General features: G+C 62.5%; 13 protein-coding genes. 3 read left to right on the top strand and 10 right to left on the bottom strand.

The window, feature by feature from the left end; translation table 11 throughout:
* Window positions 1-8: 8 nt before the first annotated feature.
* From B9A97_RS18410 to B9A97_RS18425, 4 genes are all read right to left on the bottom strand, one after another.
* Window positions 9-464, bottom strand: coding sequence for a hypothetical protein (locus tag B9A97_RS18410; protein WP_084366885.1), 456 nt, complete (start codon window positions 462-464; stop codon window positions 9-11).
* A 122-nt stretch (window positions 465-586) separates the two neighbouring features.
* Window positions 587-1,411, bottom strand: coding sequence for a transglutaminase family protein (locus B9A97_RS18415; RefSeq protein WP_084367043.1), 825 nt, complete (start codon window positions 1,409-1,411; stop codon window positions 587-589).
* 75 nt (window positions 1,412-1,486) lie between these two features.
* Complete coding sequence (locus B9A97_RS18420) at window positions 1,487-2,428, bottom strand: alpha-E domain-containing protein (RefSeq protein WP_084366887.1); 942 nt, start codon at window positions 2,426-2,428, stop codon at window positions 1,487-1,489.
* Window positions 2,429-2,433: 5 nt separating this feature from the next.
* A complete protein-coding gene (locus tag B9A97_RS18425) occupies window positions 2,434-3,843 on the bottom strand; it encodes a circularly permuted type 2 ATP-grasp protein (RefSeq protein WP_084367045.1) in 1,410 nt (469 codons plus the stop codon).
* A 393-nt stretch (window positions 3,844-4,236) separates the two neighbouring features.
* Here B9A97_RS18425 and B9A97_RS18430 point away from each other — a divergent pair, with 393 nt between their 5' ends.
* The gene (locus B9A97_RS18430) at window positions 4,237-5,112 is read left to right on the top strand and encodes a DMT family transporter (RefSeq protein ID WP_084367047.1); all 876 of its coding nucleotides are present in this window, start codon (window positions 4,237-4,239) and stop codon (window positions 5,110-5,112) included.
* Between the two features lie 368 nt (window positions 5,113-5,480).
* Here B9A97_RS18430 and B9A97_RS18435 read toward each other — a convergent pair whose 3' ends face one another.
* The 4 genes from B9A97_RS18435 to B9A97_RS18450 form a co-directional block, all read right to left on the bottom strand.
* Window positions 5,481-6,938 carry a DEAD/DEAH box helicase gene (locus B9A97_RS18435; RefSeq protein ID WP_143530590.1) on the bottom strand — a complete coding sequence of 486 codons (1,458 nt, stop codon included), beginning with the start codon at window positions 6,936-6,938 and terminating at the stop codon, window positions 5,481-5,483.
* 262 nt (window positions 6,939-7,200) lie between these two features.
* A complete protein-coding gene (locus B9A97_RS18440) occupies window positions 7,201-8,550 on the bottom strand; it encodes a sensor histidine kinase (protein WP_244564283.1) in 1,350 nt (449 codons plus the stop codon).
* Window positions 8,547-9,209 (bottom strand): response regulator transcription factor, encoded by a 663-nt coding sequence (locus B9A97_RS18445; protein ID WP_084366891.1) that lies wholly within the window; start codon window positions 9,207-9,209, stop codon window positions 8,547-8,549. The genes B9A97_RS18440 and B9A97_RS18445 overlap by 4 nt, the downstream gene beginning before the upstream one ends.
* The gene (locus B9A97_RS18450) at window positions 9,206-9,568 is read right to left on the bottom strand and encodes a PepSY domain-containing protein (protein WP_084366893.1); all 363 of its coding nucleotides are present in this window, start codon (window positions 9,566-9,568) and stop codon (window positions 9,206-9,208) included. Before B9A97_RS18450 ends, B9A97_RS18445 begins: the two co-directional genes overlap by 4 nt.
* A 134-nt stretch (window positions 9,569-9,702) precedes the next feature.
* Here B9A97_RS18450 and B9A97_RS18455 point away from each other — a divergent pair, with 134 nt between their 5' ends.
* The gene (locus tag B9A97_RS18455) at window positions 9,703-9,987 is read left to right on the top strand and encodes a PepSY domain-containing protein (protein WP_084366895.1); all 285 of its coding nucleotides are present in this window, start codon (window positions 9,703-9,705) and stop codon (window positions 9,985-9,987) included.
* Between the two features lie 5 nt (window positions 9,988-9,992).
* Window positions 9,993-10,559 (top strand): cytochrome b/b6 domain-containing protein, encoded by a 567-nt coding sequence (locus tag B9A97_RS18460; protein WP_244564288.1) that lies wholly within the window; start codon window positions 9,993-9,995, stop codon window positions 10,557-10,559.
* 69 nt (window positions 10,560-10,628) lie between these two features.
* Here the strand turns inward: B9A97_RS18460 and B9A97_RS18465 are convergent, their stop codons facing one another.
* On the bottom strand, window positions 10,629-11,750 hold the full coding sequence (locus tag B9A97_RS18465) for a DNA alkylation repair protein (protein WP_084366899.1): 1,122 nt from the start codon (window positions 11,748-11,750) through the stop codon (window positions 10,629-10,631).
* Between the two features lie 6 nt (window positions 11,751-11,756).
* The gene (locus tag B9A97_RS18470) at window positions 11,757-12,053 is read right to left on the bottom strand and encodes a hypothetical protein (protein WP_084366901.1); all 297 of its coding nucleotides are present in this window, start codon (window positions 12,051-12,053) and stop codon (window positions 11,757-11,759) included.
* Between the last annotated feature and the right edge of the window lie 27 nt (window positions 12,054-12,080).

Consider the following 12,080-nt stretch of genomic DNA (forward strand, 5'->3'; position numbering starts at 1 on the left):
GGTCGCCGTCACACCGTCTGGAGCCGGATCGCCTCGTCGACCAGGAGGTTGGCGATCTTCATGCGCACCGTCGCCATCTCGCGGAAATCGGCGACCACGCCGTCGGGGTGATTGAGGCGGGCGAAGGCGCGGCGTTTTTCCGCCAGCACCGCCACGCTATCGGTCGTCCTGAGGTCGAGGTCGGCGGCGATTTCTTCCGGTGTCAGCCGTAGAAGATGGGCCGGCGGTTCCGGCGGGGCCGGGGGAACCTCCGGCTCTGTCGGGGGCATGTCCTCCATCATCTCGCGATAGAGGGCTTGTCCGCGTTCGAGGTCAGCGGCGGCGGGGTTCACCGGTTCGGCAATGAAGCTCGCGCCGAGGCCGCGCACGCGATAGGCCTTGGTGGCGCTATCTTCGTCCTCATCGATTGCCTCGGCCTGCAGCCGCTCCAGCACGGACTGGAACAAGGATTGTCCAAACAGCATCAGCGTCCCCTTTCGCGGGGGGAATAAACCGTGACAAGTTTGAGCCGAGCTTGCGGGACAAGAACGCCCTTGTCCGCTTGGTGTCGGGCGCTGCCTCAATCAGGAGAGGATCGCCGTTCCCGTCACGACTGGCTTTGCGACTGGCTCTGCCCTTGCGGCTCGACCTTGACGGTAACTTCGAGGTCCTCGCCGGCAAGCCCGATGCGCATGCCGGAGATCGGGGCGGCGTCGGCGTAGCTGAGGCCCGTTGCCAGTCGCACATAGCGATGGTCCGGGCAGAGGTCGTTGGCGGGGTCAAAGCCGACCCAGCCCAGGCCACCGAGATGCACCTCGGCCCAGGCATGGGTCGCGGTCTGCTCGTTCAGGCCTTCCATCATCAGATAGCCCGAGACATAGCGGGCCGGCAATTTCAGCATGCGGGCGGCGGCTATGAAGATATGGGCGTGGTCCTGGCAGACGCCACGCTTGGCTTCCAGCGCCTGTTCCGCCGTTGTCTCTGTCGTGGTCGAGCCCGGGACATAGGCGACCGACGTATGGATTGCCGCCATCAGCGCATGCATGCGGGCGAGATCGGTATCGCCGGGCAGCGCGCGCGCCAGTTCGCGGGTGAGCTTGCCCGGTTTGGTGCGTGTCGTATCGCGCAGATAGAGCCAGAGCGGCACGAAGCCGGTATGGGGTCCGAAGACCCCGGCGCGATCCACGGTCTCGATCTCACCCGAGGCAACGATGTGGACCGTATGGCTGTCGCCTTCGGTAGACACCAGATGGGTATGGTTGCCGAATTGGTCGTTGAAGCCGGCTTCGACGGTCGCGCCATCGACGGCGATATTCCAAGACAGCACGGTCTGGCCGCTGCAGGCCACAGGCGTCAGCCTAAGCCGCTGCAGGGAATAGTGCACCGGCTCGTCATAGGTGTATTCGGTGGTGTGGGTAATCTTCAGCCGCATCGTGGTCTTCCCGTCGCCGTGTCCGGCCGTCGTCATGGGGCAAATGGAGCGCCGGCAGCGGCGCTCCTTGTGAGCTCATTTGTAGAAGCGGTAGCCCTCGGTGATCTCTACCCCCAGCTGGTTGTTGCGGGAGATGAAATTGTCGAGGAATTCGTGCAGGCCCTGGTCCATGATGCGGTCTATGCTCATGCCCGCCAGAGTCGCGCGGATCGATTCCGCCGTGTCGTGGGCCGCGTGGCGCTCGCCATAGCCTTTGGCGATATAGCCGAGATTGCTGACGATCTTCTCGTAGCTATAGGCCAGCGAGCGCGGCATCTGACCATTCAGGATCAGAAAGTCGGCAATATTGGCCGCACGATACTCGCCGTCATAGACCCAGCGATAGGAGCGATGGGCAGAGACCGAGCGCAGGATCGATTCCCACTGCATATTGTCAAGCGAACCGCCAACCTGGCTGATCGCCGGCAGCAGCACATAATATTTCACGTCGAGAATGCGGCTGGTATTGTCAGCACGCTCGATGAAGGTGCCGATGCGGGCGAAGTTGTAGATCTCGTTGCGCAGCATCGAGCCGTGGAAGGCGCCACGGATGAGGCCGGCCCGACGCTTGATGATGTCGATCACCTCAGGCAGGTCGGCGGATTTCAGCCGCTTGGCCATGACCTGCTTGATTTCGATCCAGCATTCGTTGGTGGCCTCCCAGGTCTCCCGGGTCAGCGCCGTGCGCACCATGCGGGCATTGTTGCGGCCCGAATCAATGCAGGACATCACGCTCGAGGGGTTGCTCAGGTCGCGCATCAGGTAGTCAATGGCGTCGGCGGCGGTCACCTTGGCATATTTTTCGCCGAAGGTGTCGCGCACATCGGCGCTGCGCAGCACGCCATCCCAGTCCTCGTCGGTCGCGCCGCTGCGCGTCAGCGACATGCGAAGGCCCGCGTCAACGAGACGGGCAATGTTTTCGGCCCGCTCGATGTAGCGGAACATCCAGAAGAGGCCGTTTGCAGTTCTTCCCAGCATCGGTCTCAATCCTCCAGCACCCAGGTATCCTTGGTCCCGCCACCCTGGCTGGAATTGACCACCAGCGAGCCCTGCTTCAGGGCCACGCGGGTCAAGCCGCCGGGGATGATGCGGACCTTGTCGGACACCAGCACATAGGGACGCAGGTCGACATGGCGCGGGGCGATGCCCTTGTTCACCAGGATCGGCACTGTCGATAGCGATAGTGTCGGCTGGGCGATATAGTTGTTCGGCCGAGCCTTCAGCTTCTCGGCAAAGGCTATGCGTTCCTTCTTCGAGGCGGTCGGGCCTACCAGCATGCCGTAGCCGCCCGAACCATGCACCTCCTTCACCACAAGTTCGTCGATATGCTCCAGCACGTATTTCAGGCTGTCGGGTTCGGAACAGCGCCAGGTCGGCACGTTCTCGAGCAGCGCCTTCTGGCCGGTGTAGAATTCGACGATCTCCGGCATGTAGGAATAGATGGCCTTGTCGTCGGATATGCCGGTGCCAGGGGCATTGGCGATGGTGATGTTGCCGGCGCGGTAGACATCCATGATGCCGGGGATACCCAGCGCCGAATCAGGGCGGAAGGTGAGGGGATCGAGAAAATCATCGTCCACGCGGCGATAGAGCACGTCGATCGCCTCGTAGCCGCGTGTGGTGCGCATCTTGACCTTGCCGTCTATGACGCGCAGGTCGGAGCCCTCGACCAGTTCCACGCCCATCATGTCGGCGAGGAAGGAGTGTTCGTAATAGGCGGAGTTGTAGATGCCGGGGGTCAGCACCGCCACCCGCGGCTTGCCCTTGCAACCGGGCGGGGCGAGCGTCGCCAGCGATTGCCGCAGCAGATATGGATAGTCCTCGACGCGCTGCACCTTGTTGAGCTGGAACAGCTCCGGGAACATCTGCATCATGGTTTCCCGGTTTTCCAGCATGTAGCTGACACCGGATGGCGTGCGGGCATTGTCTTCAAGCACGTAGAACTGGTCTTCGCCCGTGCGCACGATGTCGGTGCCGACGATATGGGTGTAGACGCCACCCGGCGGCCGGAAGCCGATCATCTCGGGCAGGAAGGCGACATTGTTCTCGATCAGTTCGCGCGGAATGCGGCCGGCGCGGATAATTTCCTGCTTATGGTAGATGTCGTCGAGAAAGGCGTTGAGCGCCAGGACGCGCTGCTCGATGCCTTGCGCCAGCCGGCGCCATTCGCGTCCCGATATGATGCGCGGGATGATGTCGAACGGAATCAGCTTTTCCGAGGAGTCCTCATGGCCATAGACGGCAAAGGTGATGCCGGTCTTGCGGAAGATATTCTCAGCGTCTCGGGACTTCGCGATGAGGTGGGCTGGGTCCTGGCTTGCGTACCAATCGTGGTAGTTCTTGTAGGGCGCTCTCGGACTGCTGTCCGGATCCATCATTTCATCAAATGCCAACGGTGCCGTCCCCATTTTTTCGATATTTGAATACAAGCAATCTCGCAATGCAAGAACCATGCACAGTTCGCGATGAAGTTTTTTGAGATCGGGGGTTGCGGGCAAAAATGCATCAAAAGCCCAGGTATGCGGCAGATTCTGAGGGATGGGACGGAGCCTGCCTAAGATCGCAGCATCTCGCCTGACCGATTATTGTTCTGTGTCGAGAAGCTAAAACCGAAATTGCTCACAATTTAATCAAACGCCATGAGGCGAAGCTCGATGGGCGATGCTCAAGGAAATTCACGACTGCCATCAAACGAATTGCTTTGACCTCGGCCTGCATCAGGCCTACCGGGTTTGTCGCCGGTCGGCATGGTCATTCCGGTAGTCTTGTCCGACAACGGTGTTTCCATGACGCTTGATCGCCTTGCACCTGCCATCTTTGTCCTGCTCTGGTCGACAGGCTGGGTGACTGCCAAATATGCCGCCATCCTGGGTGGGCCGCTCACTTTCCTGGCGCTGCGATATGCCACGGCAAGCGTGTTGTTCTATGCGCTCTGTCGGGCGACCGGGGTCAGTTGGCCTCGGACCTCGGCCGGTTGGCTGCATGCGATCGTGTCAGGCGTCTTCCTGCACGGGATCTATCTCGGCATGATCTGGTGGGCCGTCGGCCATGGGGTGCCGGCGGGCATTTCCGGGATCATTGCCGGCCTGCAGCCGCTGATGACGGCAATCGCCGCGCCCTTCCTGATCGGTGAGCGTCTGTCGAACCTGCAACGGCTCGGTCTGCTTCTGGGCTTTGTCGGCATCGCGCTTGCCGTGCTGCCAAAGGTGCTGACGGTCGATGCGGGCGCCATCCCGGCCTTTGCTGTGGCGATCAACGTGCTAGGCATGGTGTCGGTTACCTATGGCACGATCTACCAGAAGCGCTATCTGCCTGATGGAGACATCCGCGCAGTCGCGACGCTGCAATATGTCGGCGCCTTGCTGATCACGCTGCCTTTCGCCTTCCTGCTGGAAGACATGCATCTGCAATGGGGCCTGCCGCTCTTCGCCACGCTCGCCTGGTCGGTCCTCGGCATTTCCATGGGTGCGGTCTTGCTGCTGCTCTATCTGATCCGCCGCGGCGCAGTGTCCAAGGCGGCTTCGCTCATCTATTTGGTGCCGCCGCTGGCAGCGCTTGAGGCCGCCGCGCTGTTCGGTGAGCCGATCACGCTGCTGATGCTGATCGGCACCGTCATTGCCGTGGTGGGGGTGTATCTGACGAACCGGAAGGCTGCGGGGTAGGGGATACGCGCGCTGACTGCCGTCTGGAGTCTGCGACCCCCTCATCCGGCGCTACGCGCCACCTTCTCCCCGCTGGGGAGAAGAGGAGCGGCTAACTTTCGTGCCTAAGATTGGCGTGATTGCAAATGGATTGGTCTTGCCGCGCGGTACGACGGTCCATTGGCCTGTGACTTTTGTGTCCGAATAAGTGCCGAGGCTGATTGCTACTCTTCTCCCCAGCGGGGAGAAGGTGGCGCGTCGCGCCGGATGAGGGGGTGCGGAGCCCCATCTCGCTCGCCGGAACAAGCGCAGTCGCACCATCTCATTGCCACCCCAACAAAAAAGGCGCGACCGAAGCCGCGCCATTTTCAATTCTCTGACCTGACCAATCAGCCTTCGCTGCGGCGAGGGCCGCGATAGCCGCCGGCATTGGCCGAGCGGGGCTGGCCGGGCTTGCCCTGGTCTGACTTGGCCTGGCCGGGGCGAGCGCCGCCGGGACGACCGGCACCGCCGCCATTGCCACCCTTGCGGTGGCCGGGCTTGCCGGCCGGGCGACCTTCGCCATGCGCGGCACGGCCTTCGCCGCCCTCATGCTTGCCACGGCCCTGGGCCTGATGGTTGCGGTTGTTGCCGCCACCACCGCCGCCGCCACGACGGGCGGGGCGGGCCGGACGGCCACGGTCCATCGGGGCTTCGCCGCTGGCTACCGCGATTTCGATGCCCATCAGCCGCTCGATGTCGCTCAGCAGGCGGGCTTCATCGGGTGCGCAGAAGGCAATCGCGATGCCGTCACGGCCGGCACGGGCGGTACGGCCAATGCGGTGGACATAGGCGTCCGGAACTTCTGGCAGGTCATAGTTGAAGACATGGCTGACGGCCGGGATATCGATGCCGCGGGCGGCGACGTCGGTCGCGATCAGCGTCTTCACTTCACCGTCACGGAAGCCCTTCAAGGCCCGCTCGCGCTGGCCCTGGCTCTTGTTGCCGTGGATGGAGGCGACCGAGAAGCCGACGATGTCCAGATGCTTCATCAGCTTTTCCGCGCCATGCTTGGTGCGCAGGAAGACGATGGAGCGGCCATCCGGGTTTTCGGTGAGGATCTTCTTCAGCATTTCCGTCTTGTGGTTCTGGCCGTTGACGAAATGCACGTATTGCTCAACCTTGTCGGCAGCCTTGCCCGGGGGCGAGACTTCGACCGTCACGGGATCCTTCAGGAAGCCGGCGGCGAGATCGGCAATGCTCTTCGGCATGGTGGCCGAGAACAGCAGCGTCTGGCGCTTGGCCGGCACCATCTTGGCGATCTTGCGCAGATCATGGATGAAGCCGAGATCCAGCATCTGGTCGGCTTCGTCGAGCACCAGATAGGTGACGGCGCGCAGCGAGATCGCATTGCGGGCGATCAGGTCGAGCAGGCGGCCCGGCGTGGCAACGAGGATGTCGGTGCCCTTTTCCAGCTGCAGCTGCTGCTTGTTGATCGAAGCGCCGCCGACGACCTGGTTGATCCTGAGCGGGGTCTTCTTGACGTAGTTGCGCAGGTTCTCGCCGATCTGATTCACCAGCTCGCGGGTCGGAGCGAGAATGAGCGCACGGGTGGTGCGATTGTCGGGCCGCTTGGGGTCGGCCAGCAGCATTTCGATCAGCGGCAGGCCGAAGGCGGCCGTCTTGCCGGTGCCGGTCTGGGCGAGACCAATGAGGTCCTTGCCCTGCATGACGACCGGGATGCCGTTTTCCTGAATGGGAGTGGCCTGTTCATAGCCAAGAGCGGAAAGCGTAGCCACGATCTGCTTGGACAGTCCAAGCGAATGGAAGTCGGTCAATTCTAATACCTTTCGGGGCGCCAAAAGCATAACGGACACGATCGCTCCTTGCGATCCTGCCTGCTTCTGGCGTCAAGAACCCCGCGTGAAGTGGGAACTTGTAAGTTGGAAAAAAGCTTTCCAGCGCGCGGGCCGTTATTGGCCCTATATGTTGGCGCTTCTGTCCTTCTTCGCGTTTCGTCTTTTGTCGCGGGGCGCGCTCACGCGGCGGCCGGAAGGTGAAAGCCTGAGGCGCATTTGGGGCGTTTCACCGTCAAAGTCAAGGGAATGTTTTGCAACGCAGCGAAGAAGGTCAGAAGGTCAGCGATACCCGCAGGCCTCCGGTATCGACATTTTCTATGGTGAGGCCAAGCCCATAAACCTCCGCGATGTCGGAGACGATGGCAAGGCCTATGCCTGTGCCCTGGGTGGTCAGATCAAGCCGTTTGCCGCGCTCGCGCATGGTCTTGAGGTCTGCGGGGTCAACACCAGGGCCGTCGTCTTCGATGACAAGCCTCGTGGTGCCCGCATCCTGGGTCGCCCGAACGGACACGGTGGTGCGGCTCCATTTCGAGGCGTTTTCCATGAGGTTGCCCAGGAGTTCGCTGAGGTCCTGCGGATCCAGCGCGACGGTGGTGCCCTCGGGTATGGCGATGTCCCAATGCAGGGCTTCCCCCTGCGGGGTACGTTTCAGCGTCCGCACCAGCCGTGCGATCGATACCCCGAGATCCGCATCGGATTGGCGCATGGCGGCATTGCCGACGATGCGGCTGCGGGCCAGTTCGTGGTTGACATGGGCCTGCATCACGCTGGCGAGATGGGCAAGTTCGTCGGCAATGTCAGTCTCTCCGCGTTCGCGCAGGGTCGCGGCATCGTTGGAGAGTACAGTCAGCGGGGTCTTCAGACCATGGGCCAGGTCCGCCGCGCGGCTCCTGGCTTTCTCGAACAGCTTCGTCTGCGCGTCGAGCAACTGATTGACAGCGTTGACCACGCCCTGCAATTCCGCCGGAAAGGGGCCGGTCATGCGCTCGGCCTTGCGCTCGCGAATGCGGTCCAGTGCCTGGCTGACCGACGCGATTGGCTTCAAGCCGAAGGTCAGCTGCGCAAGGGATGCGGCAATCAGGAAGGCGGCCAGCGCCGACATATAGGGGATCAGGTCCATGGCGAAGCCGCGGCTGGCCTGGTCGACGACGGAGGCGTCCATGGCCGCGGCGATGCGGATGGCGCGGGCGCCGCCGGGTGCGGCAAAGGTGATCTTGCGCTCCTGGACGATGAGATCATGTCCTTCGGGACCGGGAAGGCGATAGCGATGCACCGCTCCGGTTTCCTGCTCGTCACCCGGCAGAGGCAGGGCATAGTCCCAGAGCGATGCGGAGCGCAGCCTTTGGGCTTTGCCATCGTCTTCGACCTGCCAATAGAGGCCGCCATAGGCCTCTTCGAAACGGCGGTCTATGGGTCGGTCCGGCAGTTCCAGCGTGCCATCGGCGGCAAAGCGAAGCGAGCCAGCGAGGTTATTGACGTGGCTGGTCAGTTCCTGGTCGATGCGGGCTTCCAGGCTGCGGGTAAACAGCGAGATCAGCACCAGGCTCGCCAGGAGCAGCGCCACCAGCACACTGGTCACCGACACCAGGAGGAAGCGACCGCGGATCGAGCGCGTCATCATGCTTCGTCCGCCAGGCGGTAGCCATATCCTCTGCGGGTGACGATGACGTCGCGTCCGAGCTTGCGCCTCAGCCGACCGACCAGCACTTCGACCGAATTGCTCTCCCGCTCGAAATCCTGGGCGTAAAGCTGCTCCGTCAGTTCCATCTGCGAGATATTGCGCTCGCGATTATGGGCGAGGAAGGCGAGGCAGCGATATTCGAGCGGCGTCAGGTCGACCGGTCTTCCGCCTTGGGTGACGGACTTGGTCCTGACGTCGATGGTCAGGTCCCCGATCGAGATGACCGGGTTTGCCTGGCCGGCACTGCGACGGATGATCGCCCGCAGGCGCGCCAGCAGTTCCGCCATCTGGAACGGCTTGGTGAGATAGTCGTCCGCGCCCGCGTCGATGCCTTCCACGCGTTCCTGCCAGTTGCCACGGGCGGTCAGGATCAGGACCGGCAAGGTGTTGCCGGCGGTGCGCCACTTGCGTAGCACCGAGAGACCGTCCATGCGCGGCAGGCCCAGATCGAGGACGGCTGCGGCGAACTCCTCCTCGCTGCCGGCAAACCATCCGGCCTCTCCGTCCCGTTCATGCACAACGACGAAACCGGCGCGCTCGAGATTGGCGATCACGTCGCGGGCGATCAGCGGATCGTCTTCCACGAGCAGAATTCTCATTCTTCGTTCTCCATCTCAAGGATGGCACCGCTTGCCGCATCGAGTTCAATTTCGACCATGCGATTGTCGGGACGCAAGACCCGGAATTCATAGGTGATGCGGCCATCATCCGTGGAGAGCTTGGTGCTGACGATGGAACCCGGCACCTTGTCCTGCACGATGGCGCGAAGCGCCGCCAGCGATTTGATTTCGCCGCGCTCGACCCGGCGATGCAGGCTGTCGCGGGTAGCGTCGTCCCAGTCGTGGTCTCCGTCAGCCCATGCCTTCGGGATTATCGCTGCGGCAAGGCCAAGCGCCAGCAGCAGGGGGGCCGCTTGCCTGGAGATAGAGTTGAGGTTGGGGTGTCGTGCGCGTTTCATCCCTTGGGTTTAGCACCGCGAAACTTACAATTCGCTGACATTCCTCGTCAGCTATCGCTCAGCCGCAGGGGGCTAGTGTGCATTTCAACGGCGAGGGCAATCCCGCTCTGCCGTCCCAACGAGGATAACCTGTCATGAACAAGCTCATCGCCCTCTCGCTCATCACCTTCGCCTCCTTCGCCTCCTTCGCCTCCTTCGCGGGCTTCGCCCAGGCCGAGGATGAGAGCACCAAGTGTGACGCTCCCAAGGACAAGTGGATGACGGAAGAGGCCATGAAGGCCAAGGCGACCGAACTCGGCTTCGAGGTCCGCCAGGTCAAGGTTGAAGACGGCTGCTACGAGGTCTATGGCATCAAGGACGGCAAGAAGGTCGAGGCGATCTTCAACCCGGCCACCGGTGAACAGGTCGGAGCCGAGTGATGTCCATGGCCGAGCAGACAATGCCCGGCACCCAGGCCGACCGCGCTTCGCGGCCGGCCATGGTCAAGGTCTGGGACCCCTTCGTGCGGGTATTTCACTGGTCCCTGGTTGCATTCTTCGCTTTCTCCTTCCTGACCGGCGACGAATGGGAAACGGCCCACATCCTCTCGGGCTATGCGATCGGCGGGCTTGTGGCCGCCCGTGTGCTCTGGGGCCTTTTCGGCTCCCAGCATGCGCGGTTCGCCAATTTCATCTATTCGCCGCTCACGGTCACTCGCTTCCTGGTGGATACGGCCTTCCTGCGGGCAAAGCGCTATGTCGGCCACAACCCTGCGGGCGGCGCCATGGTGCTGGCGCTGCTGCTGGCAATCTCCGGCATCGTAACGACGGGCTATATGATGACCACTGACGCCTATTGGGGCATCGAGTGGGTGGAAGAGGCGCATGAGGCTATGGTGTATGCCACGCTGGGGCTGATCGTGCTGCACATCGCCGGCGTCATCCTGGCCAGCCTGGAGCATCGCGAAAATCTGGTTCGCGCCATGATCACGGGCCGGAAGAGGGCCGAGTAGAGCGGCCCTTTGCTCAAGCAATACCAGCGGGCGACGGTTCAGTCGCCCTCCTGCAGATTTGCCTATCGACTATGGTGCCTCAGGCCCTGCGGTCGGTGCCGCAAGGGTAAAATCCGCAGCTGCCACGCTCTGGCCATTGACGAAGACTTCGAGGCGGTGGGCGCCGGGATAGTAGACGCGGGTGGTGATGGCCCGGAACGCATGGTGTTTCACAACATGGACCGTTTCACCTGGACCAAGAGTGATCGCCTTGCCCTTGAACACCTTCGGAGACAGGCTGCCGTCCTTCTTGCGATGGTGGATGGCATAGTCGATCAGGAGGGATTGTCGCCCATCGGTTTCGTTTTTCAAGGCGACCTGAAAATCCAGCATGCCGGGAAAGTCGATATGGGTTGCAGCGACCGTCAGGTGGGCGCCAATGCCGTCGATTGCGGCAAAGCCGAAATTGGCGAGCGCCTTCGCGTGCCCCTTCTTCACCAGCGTCCGCGAGGCGTGCTTCAGCAGCCATAGGCGGTTCTTGGAGGCACCTTCTGCGTGACGCTCGACGAAATCGGCGACGAGATCAGGGTGATCCTTGGCAATGTCGTTCAGGCTGTTGGCGACGGAACGGCGGACATAGTCCTCGTCGTCATCGATGAGTGATTCGAGGATCGGCAGCAGTGGCAGCGGGTCGCGCACCAGCGCCGGCAGGCGCATCGCCCAGGGCAGGCGGGGACGGGTGCCCTCACTCGCCAGCCTGCGCACATGGTGGTTCGGGTCCTGTACCCATTCGCCGATGATCGCGAGTGCCGTGTCTTGCTCTTCGGCAATGAAGGGCCGGATGCCGAATTCCGCGGTGAAGTGTGGGGTCAGGGCCTTCAGAAGATCGAGCGCTGTGATCAAATGGCCGCGCCCCTGGGCGGCGATGTATTGGTTGAAGGAGAGAAGGGCCCAGCCGCTGAGCCCTCGATCATTCTTGCCTGGCAGGCAATCCTTGAGGATGGGCGCACTTTCGGCAAAATCCCGGGGTAGCCGCTGGTGCAGGGCGTCGGCGATGCATTGACCGCGCTGCATCAGTTCCAGGCCGTCGAGCCGAGCAAGGACATCGCCGAGAAAGCCGGCATGGTCGAATGGCGGCCAGGCTTGGGCCACGGCATCCGCGGTGGCGCGGGCGGTGGCCGGACTGATCAGGTGTTTCAGGGCCTCGGCCATGTCAGCTCAGATCTCCGCCTTGGTGTGGAAGTGCTGCATCAGCGTAACAGCTGATATGGCTGCTATGTAAGGCGCGAAAACGGGGTCCGACTGCACTTTGGCCGCCGCCGCATCGGCGCTCGCTTTGTCGGACCATTCCACGAGGTCGGCAATCGTGTTGCTGTCCTCCGCGGCGCTCAGCGCGCGCCAGCTGATGAAGCCGGGATAGCCGCGGATGGCCTCCATGGCGGCGTGGCGGGCCTTGTCGGCAGCAGAGGCGTCGGCGATGGTGCAGATGGCGATTTCGAGGATGGTGGTGGTCATGACGATCTCCTGACTTTGATGATGGCT

Source organism: Rhizobium sp. RU36D (genome assembly GCF_900176345.1).
Classification (GTDB): Bacteria; Pseudomonadota; Alphaproteobacteria; order Rhizobiales; family Rhizobiaceae; genus Allorhizobium.